13 protein-coding genes and 1 pseudogene are annotated in these 15,330 nt (G+C 56.1%); 10 read left to right on the top strand and 4 right to left on the bottom strand.

Going from position 1 to position 15,330, the window contains the following annotated elements; translation table 11 throughout:
- Window positions 1–95 precede the first annotated feature (95 nt).
- On the bottom strand, window positions 96–1,400 hold the full coding sequence (locus tag ACNSPV_RS07570; protein ID WP_348583838.1) for a UDP-N-acetylglucosamine 1-carboxyvinyltransferase: 1,305 nt from the start codon (window positions 1,398–1,400) through the stop codon (window positions 96–98).
- Between the two features lie 153 nt (window positions 1,401–1,553).
- Entirely contained in the window at window positions 1,554–2,636 is a 1,083-nt protein-coding gene (locus tag ACNSPV_RS07565) for an FtsW/RodA/SpoVE family cell cycle protein (protein ID WP_418268298.1), read from the bottom strand.
- Between the two features lie 174 nt (window positions 2,637–2,810).
- On the opposite strand from ACNSPV_RS07565, the gene ACNSPV_RS07560 reads away from it, so the two are divergent.
- On the top strand, window positions 2,811–4,700 hold the full coding sequence (locus ACNSPV_RS07560) for a peptidoglycan D,D-transpeptidase FtsI family protein (protein WP_348583840.1): 1,890 nt from the start codon (window positions 2,811–2,813) through the stop codon (window positions 4,698–4,700).
- 44 nt (window positions 4,701–4,744) lie between these two features.
- On the opposite strand, the gene tenpIN is transcribed toward ACNSPV_RS07560, so the two are convergent.
- Window positions 4,745–5,278 carry a type III toxin-antitoxin system TenpIN family toxin gene (tenpIN, locus tag ACNSPV_RS07555; RefSeq protein ID WP_418268263.1) on the bottom strand — a complete coding sequence of 178 codons (534 nt, stop codon included), beginning with the start codon at window positions 5,276–5,278 and terminating at the stop codon, window positions 4,745–4,747.
- Window positions 5,279–5,400: 122 nt separating this feature from the next.
- Here tenpIN and ACNSPV_RS07550 point away from each other — a divergent pair, with 122 nt between their 5' ends.
- From ACNSPV_RS07550 to ACNSPV_RS07510, 9 genes and pseudogenes are all read left to right on the top strand, one after another.
- Entirely contained in the window at window positions 5,401–6,780 is a 1,380-nt protein-coding gene (locus ACNSPV_RS07550; protein WP_348583842.1) for a ParB/RepB/Spo0J family partition protein, read from the top strand.
- Between the two features lie 309 nt (window positions 6,781–7,089).
- Window positions 7,090–7,446: a hypothetical protein gene (locus ACNSPV_RS07545; RefSeq protein WP_173015368.1), complete on the top strand. Its 357-nt coding sequence runs from the start codon at window positions 7,090–7,092 to the stop codon at window positions 7,444–7,446.
- A complete protein-coding gene (locus ACNSPV_RS07540; RefSeq protein WP_348583844.1) occupies window positions 7,433–8,518 on the top strand; it encodes a DNA cytosine methyltransferase in 1,086 nt (361 codons plus the stop codon). Before ACNSPV_RS07545 ends, ACNSPV_RS07540 begins: the two co-directional genes overlap by 14 nt.
- A gap of 4 nt (window positions 8,519–8,522) precedes the next feature.
- Complete coding sequence (locus ACNSPV_RS07535) at window positions 8,523–9,236, top strand: antirestriction protein ArdA (protein WP_005927704.1); 714 nt, start codon at window positions 8,523–8,525, stop codon at window positions 9,234–9,236.
- Window positions 9,237–9,250: 14 nt separating this feature from the next.
- Window positions 9,251–10,300 carry a hypothetical protein gene (locus tag ACNSPV_RS07530; RefSeq protein ID WP_348583845.1) on the top strand — a complete coding sequence of 350 codons (1,050 nt, stop codon included), beginning with the start codon at window positions 9,251–9,253 and terminating at the stop codon, window positions 10,298–10,300.
- Between the two features lie 91 nt (window positions 10,301–10,391).
- Window positions 10,392–10,862, top strand: a complete 471-nt coding sequence (locus tag ACNSPV_RS07525) for a PcfB family protein (protein ID WP_025543433.1) — start codon at window positions 10,392–10,394, stop codon at window positions 10,860–10,862.
- A pseudogene (locus ACNSPV_RS07520) lies at window positions 10,859–11,809 on the top strand (type IV secretory system conjugative DNA transfer family protein); the annotation flags it as partial. The gene ACNSPV_RS07525 and the pseudogene ACNSPV_RS07520, both read left to right, overlap by 4 nt.
- Window positions 11,810–11,899: 90 nt before the next feature.
- Window positions 11,900–13,780, top strand: coding sequence for a recombinase family protein (locus ACNSPV_RS07515; protein ID WP_050004275.1), 1,881 nt, complete (start codon window positions 11,900–11,902; stop codon window positions 13,778–13,780).
- Between the two features lie 26 nt (window positions 13,781–13,806).
- Window positions 13,807–14,160: a TnpV protein gene (locus tag ACNSPV_RS07510; protein ID WP_050004276.1), complete on the top strand. Its 354-nt coding sequence runs from the start codon at window positions 13,807–13,809 to the stop codon at window positions 14,158–14,160.
- Window positions 14,161–14,220: 60 nt separating this feature from the next.
- On the opposite strand, the gene ACNSPV_RS07505 is transcribed toward ACNSPV_RS07510, so the two are convergent.
- Window positions 14,221–15,204 (bottom strand): helix-turn-helix transcriptional regulator, encoded by a 984-nt coding sequence (locus ACNSPV_RS07505; protein ID WP_050004277.1) that lies wholly within the window; start codon window positions 15,202–15,204, stop codon window positions 14,221–14,223.
- Window positions 15,205–15,330: the final 126 nt, after the last annotated feature.

Below are 15,330 nucleotides of genomic sequence, written 5' to 3'. Positions count from 1 at the left end.
TCGGATTTTATCGTAGAAGTGCGCAGAACGCACAGAAAGTATCCTGTTTACATTTATATAACTGTATCGTATCATCTTTTTGCCCTGAATGCAAGTCAAATTTGCTTTTTTGAAGGTGTTTTTTTCTCGCAGGTGCTCCCGCACGGCATTTCCCGCTCAATTTGGGCACCAAGTTCCGTCAGCATCTGCACAAAACAGGCATATCCGCGGTCGATATGGCCGGTGTCTGCAATGCGGCTGCGGCCTCTTGCCGCCAGCGCCGCGATCACCAGCGCAGCCCCGCCGCGCAGGTCCGGGGCCGCCGCCTCCGCGCCCTGCAGCTGCCGCACCGGCCGGATGTGCAGCGTACGCTGCTGCACCTGCACGTCCGCTCCAAAGGCCGCAAACCCATCTGCGCAGGCAAACCGCCGCTCAAACACCACATCCTCGATGCTGCTCACGCTGTCGGCGCACAGCATCGCTGCCGCCAGCAGCGGGGCCGCGTCGGTGGCCAGTGCCGGATACACCCCGGTGAACACCCTGCCCGCCCCGTGCAGCGCACCGGACCGGACAATGACCGCACTTTCGGGCCCGGTTTCTATGCCGCACCCCATTTGTGCCAGAATTTCCAGCAGCGGCGCATAGACTGCAGGCGCGCAGCCGGTCAGCTCCACCCTGCCGCCTGCCGCCGCACAGGCACAGGCAAGGGTGGAGGCCACGATGCGGTCTGCCATGGGCGCAAAGCTGCAGCCGTACAGCATCCGCCGTCCCTGCACCCGGACCGTGCCGGTGCCTGCCCCCTGCACGCAGCCGCCGCAGCGGTTCAGGAATGCCGCCAGATCGCCGATCTCCGGCTCCCGCGCCGCACCGCGCAGCACGGTTTCGCCCTGCGCGCAGACAGCCGCCAGCAGCAGCGTTTCGGTGGCTCCCACACTGGGGAACCCCAGCGTGATGTCCGCACCGTGCAGCCCCGCCGGGGCGGTCAGGATCAGCCGTGTCCCCTCCTCGCGGCAGTGCGCTCCCATCTGCGCAAGGCCGGAAAGATGCAGGTCGATGGGTCTTGCACCAATGCGGCACCCGCCGGGCAGAACAGTCTCCACCCGGCCAAGCCGTGCCAGCAGCGGTGCGCAGAACAGGATGGATGCCCGCATCCGTGCTGCAGCCTCTGGCTCCAGACGACAGACCGACGGCATGCTTTGCACCGTGATGTCACTGCCCTGCCAGCGGGCCGCGCAGCCCGCACCCCGCAAAAGGACAAGGCTGGTGTCCACATCCGCAAGCTGCGGCACCGCCAGCAGGCGCACCGTGCCGCTGCACAGAAGGGACGCCGCCAGCAGCGGCAGGACACTGTTTTTGGCTGCAGGGATGCGCACCGTACCGTTCAGCGGCACACCGCCTGTAATGATCAGATCTCCGCCCATGCAAAAACCCCCGTTCCGCAAAAGATACCTCATGCTATGCGGAACGAGGGCAGTTTGTTTCTATTTGTTCTGCGGCCTGTGTTTTATTTGTCGGGTCATTTGTAGCAGTTCCGGGGCCGGATCGTGCCGTTTTAAGGCGCGGAACGTCCGGTTTTACATCTCTCCGCGGGACACCGACAGCACGATGCCCATTTCGCCCAGCAGCATCATCAGGCTGGTGCCGCCGGAGGAGAAAAACGGCAGGCTGATGCCGGTATTGGGGATGGTGTTGGTGACAACGGCCATGTTCAGCACCGCCTGCAGGGCCACCTGCACCACAAAGCCCACCACCAGCAGCGCCCCGAACCGGTCCGGCGCGTGGGCCGCCAGCGTGACGCCCCGCCACAGCAGCAGCGCAAACAGCAGGATCACCCCACAGGCCCCCACAAAGCCCAGCTCCTCGCACAGGATGGAAAAGATAAAGTCGTTCTGGGGCTCCGGCACAAACAGGTGCTTCTGGCGGCTGCTGCCAAGGCCCAGCCCCGCCGCGCCCCCGCTGCCGATGGCGTACAGGCTCTGGATGGTCTGGTGGCCGTCCCCCAGCGGGTCCGCAAAGGGGTCCAGCCATGAGCTCAGGCGGCTGGCCGCATAGGGTACAAGGTCCGGCATGATGGCAATGGCCGCACCGATGGCCGCTGCGCCGCCCACCCCCGCCAGCACGAACCACCGCAGCCCGGTGCCGCCCACGAACATGAGCACCGCACCAATGCACAGGATCAGCACCGTGCCGGAGAGGTGCGGTTCCAGCAGCATGAGCACTGCCACCACCCCCAGCACCAGCGCAAAGGGCAGCACCCCTACTGCAAAGCTGCCCATGCGGTCGTGGTTGAGGGAAATGATATGCGCAAACACCAGCACCACCGCAAACTTGGCGATCTCGCTGGGCTGCAGCGTTCCAAGGCCCGGCAGCACCAGCCAGCGTTTGCAGCCGTTGTACTCCGGCATAAAGAGCACCGCTGTCAGCAGCACCATGGAAAGCCCCAGCAGCGGCCATGCCAGCTTATGATAGATGTGGTAATCCACCCGGCTGGCCGCCCACATGGCCCCGATGCCCAGCGCCGCATACAGCAGCTGGGGCCGCAGGTAGGCAAAGGCATCGTTCCTCCGGTACAGCGCCACGGCACTGCTGGCACTGCCCAGCATCACAAGGCCGAACCCCACCAGCGTGAGCACCAGCACCAGAAAGGGCAGGTCCATGGCCGGCAGACGGCGCAGCGGCAGTCCCCGCCCTGTGTGGGTGCGCACCCCGTGGGCTGCGGCTTTCGGCATCTGCATCACCTCCATTCCCTTATTGTACGCGGCGGCGGTGCCGGTTAGTCATAGGCCCGGCGCACCGGCGCATACATTCCATTTGAAAGAGAGGTGCCCGCCATGCCAAAACCGGAGCCAAGGCCCCTGCGCACCCTGCCGGAACGGGCATTCCGTGCCCGGGCACGGCTGGTGGCCGCCCTGTTGTGCTGCGTCTGCTTTGCAGGGCTGGCCGCGCGGCTGGCATATCTGCAATTATTTACGGGCAGCTGGTACACCAGCCGTGCGCTGGGCCAGCAATTGCGGGACACCGTGGTGCCCGCCGACCGGGGCCGCATCTACAGTGCGGACGGCGCGCTGCTGGCCGCCAACAGCAGCTGCTGGACCCTGCGGGCCTCCCCGCGTGAAATGCCGGAAGAAAAGCTCAGCCTTGCCGCAGACGGCCTTGCGGAGATCCTGGAGCTGGACAAAGCCGCATTATTGGAAAAGTTCAGCGACCGCCGCTCCAACGACTGCCTGCTGCGCTACCGTGTGGAGCGGGACACCGCCGATCGGGTGCGGGACTTCTGCGAAGCAAACGGCATCACCGGCATCCGCATCAATCAGGACTCCAAACGCTGGTATCCGCAGGGGGAGTTTCTTGCAAGCGTGCTGGGCTTTACCAACGTAGACAACGCCGGTGTGAGCGGGCTGGAGCTCAAGTACAACGAGGTGCTCACCGGGCAGAACGGTGTGGTGCTCACCGCCGTGAACGCATGGGGCTATACGCTGGAACAGAGCTACGAGACCGAACGTGTACCGCTGGAAGGCAGCGGCCTGCGGCTGACCATCGATGCCAGCATCCAGCACTACCTCGAAAACGCCCTGACCTATGCCGTCAGGGAGCACCATGTGGCGGCACGGGCTGTGGGCATCGTGATGGAGGTGAACACCGGGGCGGTACTGGCCATGTCCACCACCCCTGCCTACGACCCCAACCAGCCCCGCGTCATTTACGACGCCGCCGCCCGGCAGAGGGTGGACGCGCTCTCCGGCAAAGAGCGCACGGCGGCACTGCAGCTGGCCCAGCAGACCCAGTGGCGCAACAAAGCCGTCAGCGACCTGTACGAGCCGGGCAGCGTGTTCAAGCTCATCACCTGCGCCGCCGCGCTGGATGCCGGGGCTGCGAGCCCCCATTCCACCTTTTATTGTGGGGACTCCATCTCGGTGGCAGGCACCCGGTTCCACTGTGCCAATCACAAGCGCCACGGCAGCCAGACCGTGACGCAGGCGCTGGAAAACTCCTGCAACCAGAGCTTTATCCAGATCGGGGCCAGGCTGGGCAAGGAAGCCTTCTGCGATTATTTTGCCGCCTTTGGTCTGCGGGAGCCCACCGGCATCGACCTGCCCGCCGAGCCGAAAAAGAGCCTGTACTACACCGCCGACCGCATGGGCCCGGTGGAGCTGGCGTCCTGCGCCTTTGGCCAGAGCAGCAAGATCTCCTACATGGAAATGGCCGCAGCCGTGTGCGCCGTGGTGAACGGCGGAAAGCTCATGCAGCCCTATCTCGTCAGCGACATCCTGAACCCGGACGGCAGCGTATTGCAGCACATCGACCCGGTGTGCCGGCGGCAGGTCATCCGGCCGGAGACCTCCCAAATCATGCGCGGCATGATGGAGGCCGTGGTGCTGAACGGCGGTGGGCGCTATGCCCAGATCCAGGGCTATCGGGTGGGCGGTAAGAGCGGCACCAGCCAGAAGCTGGACAGCGCCGACGAAAAAGCCCGCATTGCCAGCTTTGTGGCTGTGGCCCCCATCGATGACCCGCAGTTTCTGTGTCTGGTCTGTCTGGATGAGCCCCACAGCTGGACCACTGCCGGCGGCAGTCTTTCGGCCCCCGTGTGCGCCGAGGTGCTGGAACAGACGCTGGTGTACAAAGGTATCCCCCGCGCCGCCGAGCCGGAAGCGGATGCCGGTCCCGCCCAGACCGCCGCAGACCTGCCCGCAGACGGTGACAGCTTTGACGGGGCGTAAACTTTTGTTACAGAAAAGAGACCGCCGGAGCGGTCTCTTTTTTGTCAGATACCCATAATGTCGTGAAAATACGGAAGTGTCGAATACTGATATTTTCGCTGATACTCTCGCAGATGCAGCGGCCTTTTTCCTGTGACATGGTTTATGTAAGTATCCACATAGTCCACCGCTTCGCCTACGATCCGCTTGATATTTTTCAGCGTCTCCGTATACTCGTCCTGATCCACCACGGCCTTTGCCTGATCAAAATAGCGTTCGTCACTGATCAGAACAATTTTGGAATAATCCAGCCCCGACCTTGTTCTCCGGGAACGCTGTGTTCCCCGAAAAAGAAATGCGTTATTGTGCTGGATGGAGGAGCGATACGGAATGCAGATAAAATAGTCCTGATGCAGATCGACCAGCAGGCAGCTGTATGGCCGGCCTTTTTTGCACATCAGTTCCGGATAGCGTCCGGCCGGATAGTCCTTCTGAAAATCCGACGAAAGCTGATAAATTTTTACATCAAATTCCATTTGCAACGGTGTACAAAGGGAACATAATAAAAAACTTAATAATGGACTGCCAATCTTACACAAAGTACCGCCCAAACGAGACTATGGGCGGTATTTTTGTATCATGGCGGAGAAAGGAGGAACTTCCCACGGGGGCTTGACTGAAAAGTTGAGCCCCTTTTTTCATGCCAAAAAACAGGAGGTAAATGCTTATGGCAGATGATAAAACCACAAAAACGCCGGAACAGCCGGTAACGGATAGCGGGCCGGGCAAGGAAACGCCTCCCGCTCCCCCAAAAGAGCCGGGGAAGGTTTCCGTTTCCCCGGAGCCGGAAAAAAAGACGGAACCGGAGGTAAAGAACCCGCAGGTTTCCGTCTATAACTTCGCTGAAATTATGAAGGAAAAGAAGGTCGAGGAACGGGCGGCAGCTCCCGGCGGGGAAAAGCCTGACCCGGCAAAAGCGGAGAAACCGGAAAAGCAGCCGGAGGCTCCGAAGAAAGCGGAGGAAAAACCCAAAGAGCCGGAACAGCCGAAGCGCCGGGGCCGTCCCCCGAAAGCAGATAAGGACAAGGCCGCAACCCCGAAGCCCGAAGCTCCCGCACAGAAACCGGAAAATGCGGTCAAAAAGGAACCGGAGAAAAAAACGGCGCCAACGGTACAGGCCGCTCCCGCTCCGAAGGAACCCGAAAAACCGAAGGATGCACCACGCCGGGGCAAGGAACAGATCGTCTATATCAAGCTGAACGAGCTTCACGCCTTCAAGAACCATCCCTTTGAGGTTCGGGATGATGAAGAAATGCGGGCTATGGTGTCCAGCGTCAAGGACAAGGGCGTTACCCAGCCCGCTATCGTCCGTCCCCGTGAGGATGGCGGCTATGAGATCGTGTCCGGCCACCGCCGCCAGAAAGCCAGTGAGCTTGCCGGATATGCGGATATGCCCTGTATCGTCCGAAACCTGACAGATGATGAAGCCATCACACAGATGGTGGAGGACAATCTGAACCAGCGTGAAGAAATCCTCCCCAGTGAGCGGGCCAAAGCCTTAAAAATGCAGCTTGAAACCATCAAGCACCAGGGCTCCCGCACTTCGGGCCAGATTGACCCGAAGGACGCAGGTAAACGCTCCAACGAGATCGTGGCCGAGCGGAACAAGATGGCCGTCAAGCAGGTGCAGCGGTATATCCGTCTCAATGAGCTGGTTCCAGACCTGATGAAGCTGATGGATGAAAAAAAGCTGGGTTTTACTACGGCGGTGGAGCTTTCCTATATCGGCAAGAAGAACCAGAACTATATCGCCGTCGCCATTGACAGCCAGCAGTCCTCGCCTTCACAGGCGCAGGCAAAGCGTATGCGTGAGTTGGACGAAAAGAAGCTACTCAACGGGGACGTGATCGACGGCATTATGATGGAGGACAAAAAGGAGGTAGACAAAGTGATTTTGACAGGTGCGGAACTGAGCAAGTATTTCGGCAAGGAAACTACGCCGAGGGAAATGAAGGACCAGATTATCAAGCTGCTGGACGACTGGAAGGGCCAGCAGAAGGAACACGAAAAGCCGGAGAAGAAAAACGAGCAGGAAAAGTAAGCCGAAACTTCGGGTCAACGTGCCCCGAGGATTGCGGGGCTCTGCCCCGCGCCCCGAAGCTCTGGAGATATAAATTATTCCCCGTCGCCAGTTATTCCGTAGCATAGCCGGGAAAATCAGTCAAGGGCAGCGCCGCCGCAGGCGGTGCCAGAGGCACCCTTGACGGATTTCTCCCGGTTATGCTTTTTCCCGATCAAGCGACGGGGATATAAATTCTCCAGAGCCGTTCCCCTTCCCGGGGGAAGGGGCGGAGGGGTTGGGCGATACCTTGCTTTTCCCTAAACCAAAACAGAAATGGAGGCTCAACCAATGAAACGACCTTTAGCATACCTGACCGCCGCATGGAGCGGCGAGCCGGATGTTGATATGGAGCTGGCGACCCACTACTGCCGCCTTGCTTATGAGGCGGGCTTTTCCCCGATCTGCCCGCTCTTGTATCTGCCGCTGTTTTTGAATGACAGCGTTCCCGAGGAACATAAGGCCGGGATCGATATGCGCCGGGATATGCTGCGGCGCTCCCACACCCTGATCGTCTGCGGTAGCGCTGTGGACGAGGATGTGAAAAACGATATTGCGGTTGCCGGACGGCTGGGCATTGCGGCGACCACACTGGAAGGGGTGCTTGCCGTGAAGGGACACGGCACCCCGGGCCATGCCGGACATTAAGCTGGGGAGCCTTTTCGACGGGATTGGCGTGTTCCCTCTGGCTGCTTCCCGGTGCGGTATCCGTCCGGTCTGGGCCAGCGAGATTGAAAAAGCGCCCATCTCCATAACCAAAAGGCACTTTCCCGACATGGTGCATTTGGGGGATATTACGAAGGTGGACGGCGGGAAAATCCCGCCGGTCCATGTGATAACCTTCGGTTCCCCCTGTCAGAACCTTTCTCTGATCGGCAACCGCTCCGGTCTTGCCGGGGCAAAATCAAGCCTGTTCTATCAGGCGTTTCGTATCATACAGGAAATGAGGGATGCTACTGATAACCTATATCCAGCTATCGCTGTTTGGGAAAACGTCATGGGAGCGTTTTCTACAAATGACCGGATGGACTTTAGAGCCGTCCTATCCGCCTTCTCGGACACCGAAGTTCCAATGCCTCCTTCGGGAAGATGGGGAAACGCCGGAATGGTGCGAGGGGGAACGCCTGATGTGTGCTGGCGGCTCATGGACGCCCAGTATTGGGCAGGCTCCCGAAGGCTGGCACGAAGGCAGCGGATTTTCGTCGTGGCGGATTTTGGAGGCAGACGTGCCGCAGACATACTATTTAAGCCCCGTCCAATGCTCCCACTTCCTCCGCCTTGCGGAGAGGGCGGGCGGGCCGCCGCCGAAGGAGATCGAACAGCTTCTTTTGAAACAGGGTGGCAGATACCAGTCATCCACCCCTTTCAGTGCTTCCGTATGCGGGGAGCGGCAAAAAGGCAGGAAGAAACGGCCTTCCGAAACAGCTTCGGATTACCAACTGACCCTTTTCCCACTCTTTTAGCCAGTGATGTAACGCCCTTTGCCTTCTGGTATGAGGGCGACCCGGAGGGTGGCTGTATCCGTTTTCTGACGGAAACAGAAAGTGAACGGCTGATGGGGCTGCCGGAGGGCTGGACAAAGTACGGGGCGGACGGCGTGGAGATTCGGCCTCTGCAACGCTACAAGGCGCTGGGAAATGCGATTGCCCTCCCTTGCGCCGATTACATTATGGCCGGGATTTATGAGGTGCTGGCTGACCGGGCCGGAAAGGAGGAATGAGCCCATGTTTGAAGCCTATATAACCAATACAGCCCTATACCCCTTAATGGGGATTGAGGTAGGGACAACGGTACATTTCCCCATGACGACACAGGAGTTGCAGGCCGCCCTTGCCAAAATCGGGATAGACGGAAAACGGTACAGCGAAGTGTTCTTTACCAGCTTTGACAGTGATGTGCTGGGGCTCTACGATCATCTCTACGAATGTGAGAACATCGACGAGCTGAACGAGCTGGGCCACGCCCTGCTGGAAGTACGAGATAAGGGCGGACTGGAAACCTTTGAAGCCGCTCTTGTCTTAGGAAACCACACAAGGAGCGTGAAGGATTTGATAAACCTGACGCAGAACCTTGACCTTTACCGCTTTTACCCGGATATTTCCGATGATGAAGGGCTGGGCCGTCTTTACGCCGACGAGCTTGGGACTATCGACATACCGGAGCACATTCAGAACTACTTCGATTATGAGGCATACGGGCGGGATGTGCGTATCAACGAGGGCGGCGTATTCGCTCCCGGTGGGTATGTCTCGGCAGTCCCGGAGGGCTTCAAGGAGTATTACCACGGGCCGCAGGACATTCCGCCGGAACACCGGATATTTGCCTATCCTGAAAAGGCCGAGCCTGTCCACTCCATTCTCGCTGCACTCAAACGGTTTCAAGAAGCCCCGCCCGCTCCGAAAAAGGACAAGGCGGGGCCTTCCCATGAAGAACGGTAAGACTTCGGGCCATCATGGCCCGAAGCATGAAGGAGGTGCATACCATCAACTATTACCCTATCAATGAAGGGGCCGCCCGCCGGGCAAAGGAAATGAACAGCTTTTCCGACTACAAGGAAGGGAGCGCAACGGCGGAATACCGGGCAATGGTGGACAAGGCCGCCGCCATAGCGGAAAAGCAGAAATCCCGGGTGGACCCCATGTACCATGAGAAGATCGACCATCTGTTAGACACCTACGCCCGCAAGCTGGCCGAAAACATGAACCAGGGCTTTGCCATTGACGCAAGGGTTCCCTCTGTGATGATCGCCGGACCTGCCAATTTCCCGGTGGGAAAGAAGGAAAAACAGAACCGGGCCCGGGACAGCAACATGGAAGAATGGCGGTATATTCAAGGGCTTCTGGATAAGATACGCAGTACCGGCATGGGCGGGATCAGCGCCGATGACCCGGCAGCGATTGAAAAGCTCCAGAAGAAGCTGGACGGGCTGGAACGCTCCCAGCTCATTATGAAGGAGGTCAACGCCTATTACCGCAAGCATGGCAAGCTGGATGGCTGTGCGCTGCTGTCGCCGGACCAGATCGAAAAGCTGAAAGCAAGCATGGCGGCAAACTGGCGGAGCGACCCGAGGCCCTTTGAAAGCTACCAGCTTACCAACAACAATGCGGAGATCCGCCGGGTAAAGACGCGTATCGAACAGCTCACCAAACAGGCGCAGCGGGAGTTTTCCGGCTGGGAGTTCGATGGGGGTCGTGTGGAAATGAACCGGGAGGACAACCGCTTGCAGGTGTTCTTTGACGGAAAGCCTGACGCGGACACCCGGGCCGAGCTGAAAAGCAGCGGCTTTCGTTGGGCTCCCAGCGTGGGCGCATGGCAGAGGCAGCTCACGGACAACGCCATCCGGGCGGCTGACCGTCTGGAATGTATCAAGCCGCTGTCCGGCGAAAAGCCCTCCCAGCTTCAAAAGAAGCCCTCTATCTTGCAGACCATGCGGGAACAGGGCGAAAAAGTCCAGACGGAGCCGGAAAAGAAAGCTCCGTCCGGCAGAGATGCCGAGCGGTAAGCCTCGGGCCACATTGGCCCGAGGTTTTCTGTTCCCCGAGATTGTACGGGGGCCTCCCGGATAGCGGGAACCCCGACGGAAAGGAGGTTTTATGCAGGAAGAAGTAAACCAAAAAACGGTTGCCCTTTCGATCAGGACAACGAAGCTCACAGGAAAAGTGCTGGCTGCCGCTCTTGGCAAGGTGGTTCGGGCGCTGCAAAAGCACCACCAGAAGGCGCTGACCCCGCAGGGACGCCAGAGCGTGAAAAAGCTGATGAACCACTATGGCGGCAAAAGTGCCATGCCCTATGTGGGAGCTCCAAAGGATTTTGACCGGATCGCGAAGGAGTTCCATGTGGACTACGCTTTCCATAAAGTGAGCCCCGGTCATTACCTGCTGTTTTTCAAAGCCAATCAGGCGGACGCTATCACGGCGGCCTTCCAGAAGTACAGCGCAAAGGTGCTGAACAAAGAGCAGGACAAGGCTTCCATCCTCGGTCAGCTTCGGAAATTCACGGAGCAAATCAGGACGCAGGCAAAGGAAAAGCAGCGGACCAGAGAGGCGGTGAAGGACGGACGTTGAGTGACAAGATCAGAAAATATGTGCTCCCAAACCTGCCGTACCTCTTTGTGTTCTGGTTTTTCTCCAAAATCGGGACGGCCTACCGGATCGCCCCCGGCACAGACTTCGGGACAAAGCTCATGGGGATGCTTGATACCTTCCCCAAAGCCTTTGAAACCTACTGGCCGGGGCTGGGAGGTATTGACCTGCTGGTGGGCCTTGCCGGTGCGGCTGGGATGTATCTGCTGATACAGTCAAAGATCAGGCAGGCGAAAAAATTCCGGCGGGATGCGGAGTACGGCACCGCCCGCTTTGGAACAAAGGAGGATATAAAGCCATTTGTTGACCCTAAATTTCAGAACAATGTCATTCTGACCGGGACGGAGTTCCTTACCATGAACACCCGTCCGAAGATACCCGCCAATGCCCGGAACCTAAACGCCTGTGTCATCGGATCGTCCGGCTCGGGAAAGACAAGGTTCTGGTTGACCCCGCAGCTCCTTCAAGCCCATTCCTCGTATGTGGTGGTAGACCCGAAGGGCGGCACTCTCGACCAGTGCGGGCGGTTTCTGCAACGGGAGAAATACAGGGTGCGGGTGTTCAACAGTATCGACTTTTCAAAATCCATGCACTACAATCCGCTGGCCTATATCAAGACAGAAAGCGATGTTTTGAAATTTGTTACCGCCCTGATTGCCAACACCAAAGGCGACGGCAAGGAGGGCGACGAGTTCTGGACAAAAGCAGAAACCCTTTTGTACTGCGCCCTTGTGTCCTACATCGTCTTTGAGGGGCCGGAGGAAGAACGCAACATGAATACGCTGGTGGAAATGATAAGCAGCATGGAAGTCCGGGAGGATGACGAAACCTTCAAAAACGCGGTGGACTATATGTTTGACGGGCTGGAACGCCGCAACCCCCAGCACTTCGCCGTGAGGCAGTATAAGAAATACAAGCTCGCCAGCGGTGATATATGCTCTAAGTGACTTCTTAATCATGATTTTGTCATGGTTAGTGAAGCAATCACTTAGAGCATTTTTGTTTCAGGAGGTACAACCATGAGAAATGAAAAAATTACCCCACTGTACGAGCGCCTGAGCCGGGACGATGAGTTACAGGGCGAGAGCAACTCCATATCCAACCAAAAACAGATGTTAGAGGATTTTGCCCGCCGGAACGGGCTGCCCAACCCTACGCACTTTACCGATGATGGTATCTCAGGCACCCGTTTTGACCGCCCCGGATTTTTGGCGATGATGGAGGAAGTGGAGGCAGGGCGTGTAGAGGCAATCGTCATCAAGGACATGAGCCGGTTGGGGCGCGACTATTTAAAGGTCGGTCAGGTCATGGAGGTTTTGCGGCAGCGCGGAGTTCGGCTGATTGCGATCAATGACGGTGTGGACAGTCTGAAAGGCGATGACGATTTCACTCCGTTCCGCAACATTATGAATGAATTTTACGCCCGTGATACCAGCCGGAAAATCCGCTCTGTGTTTAAGTCAAAAGGCATGAGCGGTAAGCACCTGACAGGCACCGTGATTTACGGCTACTTATGGGACGAAAAGCGGGAGCATTGGCTGGTAGATGAGGAAGCTGCCGAAGTGGTACGCCGTATATTCTCCCTCACGCTGGAGGGATATGGGCCTTATCAGATCGCCTGCAAATTATCCGCAGAGCGGATTGAAATTCCTGTCGTACACCTTGCCCGCTTCAACGAGGGTGTGAACCGTTCAAAGCCGGTCAAAGACCCCTATGGATGGGGATCATCTACCATCGTGAACATTTTGAAAAAACGAGAGTATTTGGGGCATACCATCAATTTCAAGACCCGCAAGCACTTTAAGGACAAGAAAAGCCACTATGTTTCTGAGGACGAGTGGACGATCTTTGAGAATACCCATGAAGCCATTATCGACCAGCAGACCTTTGATTTGGCGCAGAAAATCCGCAGCAATGTACGGCGTTATCCAAACGGCTGGGGCGAAGCGGCTCCCCTCACAGGCTTGCTCTATTGTGCCGATTGCGGCGGCAAGATGTATGTCCACCGCACCAACAATGGCAAGCGGGTTTCTCAATATACCTGTTCCAATTATACCAAAGTTCCGTGTGGGACACTATGCCCTACACAACACCGTATCAATGAGAGTGCTGTCCTGACATTGGTTTCCGACACGCTCCGGGCTATCGCTGAATATTCGAGAAATGACCGGACGGAATTTATTCACACTGTTCAGGAGACGCAGGTTGCTCAACAGAGTGCCGATATATCGAAAAAGCGCATGCGTCTGGCTGCTGCCCAAAAGAGAGCCGGAGAACTGGAAAAACTGATTTGCAAAATCTATGAGGACAACGCCCTCGGCAAGCTGCCGGATGCACGATATAAGGCGCTTGATGCACAGTATGCCAAAGAGCAGGACGCACTTGAGATTGAAATTGCAGAGCTGGAAAAGGCTGTTACCGGCTATGAGCAGAGCCAGAAATCCGCAGAGAAATTTATAGCCCTGATTGATAAATACGAGAATTTTGACACGCTGACAAACACCATGCTCAATGAGTTTGTAGAGAAAATCCTTGTCCACGAACGCGCCCGAAAAGGCAGCCAGGACACCACGCAGGAAATTGAAATCTACTTCAATTTTTTAGGACGCTATATCCCACCATCCTTACAGCCGGTTCCTTTAACACCGGAGGAACAGGAAGAATTGCGAAAAAAAGAAGAACGCAAGGACAGGCTCCATCAGAACTATTTGAAACGAAAAGCCAGCGGCGCACAGAAACGGTATGAGGACAAAATCAAGGCGCAGAAAAAAGCGGAAATGGACGCTAAGAAAGCCCTGATCCGGGCTGAGGATATGAAAAAAGGTGTTTTTTCTACTGTCGGACAGCTGCCGAAAGAAGAACCGCGCAAAGGCAGCATAGCAGCCAGCGCAGCAGTCTAATCATCACGGAGCAAAGGAGAATGAATATGAGTAAGTTGACTTACATTCGTTGTGGAGATTATGATATACCCAACCTAAAACTTTCTGAACAGCCGGAAACTTCTATCGGTAAGTACGGCAGGATGAGAAAGTCCTACCTGAAGGAACACCGTCCTATTCTCTACAACCAACTGCTGATGAGCGAGAAGCTGTATCCGCACCTGTTAGAGATTGAGCGGACAGCACAGGGGCGTGTGGAAACCATGTTGCCTCACATGATGGAAGTTGCGGGTGTCACGGAGGAACTGAAAGCCTGTGACCCTATGCGCTGGGTGGGGCTGATGAACACGCTGAAAGCGCAGGCAGAAGAAATCATATTAGCAGAATTGATTAACGACTGATTCCCTAACAATAAATTACAATATAATCAAAAAGACGAAGTTAGTGTAAATAGACTGACTTCATCTTTTTTGATTCCTATATTCTTCTGGGGATTTTCCATAAACTTTACGGAAAGTGGCCGCAAATTTACTTGCATTGGCATAGCCCAAATGCTCTGCAATATTGCCGATTGTCAAATTCGGTTTTGACATCAATAAAAGCGCATACCGCATTTTTGCCTGTCGGATATAAGCCCCAATAGGAACACCATACATGGCTTTGAATGATTCTCGAAGTTTGGTCTGCCCCATTGCTGCTATTTTGCAAAGCTGCGAGAGTTCTGGTGGGTTTAAAATATTCTGTTCAATAGCCAGACGTACAGATTCCAGCGCCTTTTTCTCTTGTTTGGAAAGAGACTGGTGTTTAGATGCTATCTCCTGTCGCTGTTTATGAAAGTTGCCTGCCACAATAGAAAGCAGTTCACCTACTTTGCTTTCGTAGTAAAGACGGGAGGTTTCGCCAGCAATCAGTTTATCCCGTATCTGCAAAAACAGGGTTCCAATTTCCGGGGTATTATAATCAAAAGCTTTCCAATCATAAACCTCTGCATAGTCAAAATCGTCCGGGGTAAAACGGTCTTGCAGATTTTTCTCTATGTAATCTTCAAACAGCAAAACTGACGCATAGCTGATTGGTATATTGGGTTGATATAATACTCGCCCCTGTGACGGCTTATTTAGATAAAGGTGGATTCCCTCTGTGATAGGTTGGGCTTTCCGCCCATTCTGGATCAGGGTAACACCGCCGGATTCCAAATAATAAATTTTCACCAGCTTTTGATTGATCTCATATTTGCGTTCCATTGAGGCGTATGGTATCCAGCTTCCGGTTGATAGGAATAATCCATCTGTCGGTTGAACCTGATAGATATTTCCATAGCCTTGTCTGTTTTGCGGCTGCAAGGTGCAGATTCCATTATGATTATCCTGTCGAAAATGATAATCATGCAGATAAAAAGAAGCATCCCCTAATTCGTGCGCGGCCTGTGTAGAATCGGTCTGCATCCTGCTCACCCCCGTTTCTTATGTAGTCGGAATAATCCGCAGTATCTTTTTTTATGCTCCAAAATGTCGCAAAGGCTGTCAGCAAAACCACAAAAAGCACTGATATATCCGGTTGTTTTTCCACTT

It is taken from the genome of Faecalibacterium sp. 3, from assembly GCF_048323735.1.
Classification (GTDB): Bacteria; Bacillota; Clostridia; order Oscillospirales; family Ruminococcaceae; genus Faecalibacterium; species Faecalibacterium wellingii.
This window is presented reverse-complemented; position numbering and strand designations above follow the sequence as displayed.

Excerpts from the sequence above, each read along its gene's own strand:
- ACNSPV_RS07525 (WP_025543433.1), top strand. The coding sequence starts at position 10,392 with ATGCAGGAAGAAGTAAACCAAAAAACGGTTGCCCTTTCGATCAGGACA.
- ACNSPV_RS07550 (WP_348583842.1), top strand. The coding sequence starts at position 5,401 with ATGCTTATGGCAGATGATAAAACCACAAAAACGCCGGAACAGCCGGTA.
- ACNSPV_RS07505 (WP_050004277.1), bottom strand. The coding sequence starts at position 15,204 with ATGCAGACCGATTCTACACAGGCCGCGCACGAATTAGGGGATGCTTCT.
- ACNSPV_RS07570 (WP_348583838.1), bottom strand. The coding sequence starts at position 1,400 with ATGGGCGGAGATCTGATCATTACAGGCGGTGTGCCGCTGAACGGTACG.
- ACNSPV_RS07510 (WP_050004276.1), top strand. The coding sequence starts at position 13,807 with ATGAGTAAGTTGACTTACATTCGTTGTGGAGATTATGATATACCCAAC.
- ACNSPV_RS07545 (WP_173015368.1), top strand. The coding sequence starts at position 7,090 with ATGAAACGACCTTTAGCATACCTGACCGCCGCATGGAGCGGCGAGCCG.
- ACNSPV_RS07560 (WP_348583840.1), top strand. The coding sequence starts at position 2,811 with ATGCCAAAACCGGAGCCAAGGCCCCTGCGCACCCTGCCGGAACGGGCA.
- ACNSPV_RS07530 (WP_348583845.1), top strand. The coding sequence starts at position 9,251 with ATGGCCCGAAGCATGAAGGAGGTGCATACCATCAACTATTACCCTATC.
- ACNSPV_RS07535 (WP_005927704.1), top strand. The coding sequence starts at position 8,523 with ATGTTTGAAGCCTATATAACCAATACAGCCCTATACCCCTTAATGGGG.
- ACNSPV_RS07515 (WP_050004275.1), top strand. The coding sequence starts at position 11,900 with ATGAGAAATGAAAAAATTACCCCACTGTACGAGCGCCTGAGCCGGGAC.
- ACNSPV_RS07540 (WP_348583844.1), top strand. The coding sequence starts at position 7,433 with ATGCCGGACATTAAGCTGGGGAGCCTTTTCGACGGGATTGGCGTGTTC.
- ACNSPV_RS07565 (WP_418268298.1), bottom strand. The coding sequence starts at position 2,636 with ATGGACCTGCCCTTTCTGGTGCTGGTGCTCACGCTGGTGGGGTTCGGC.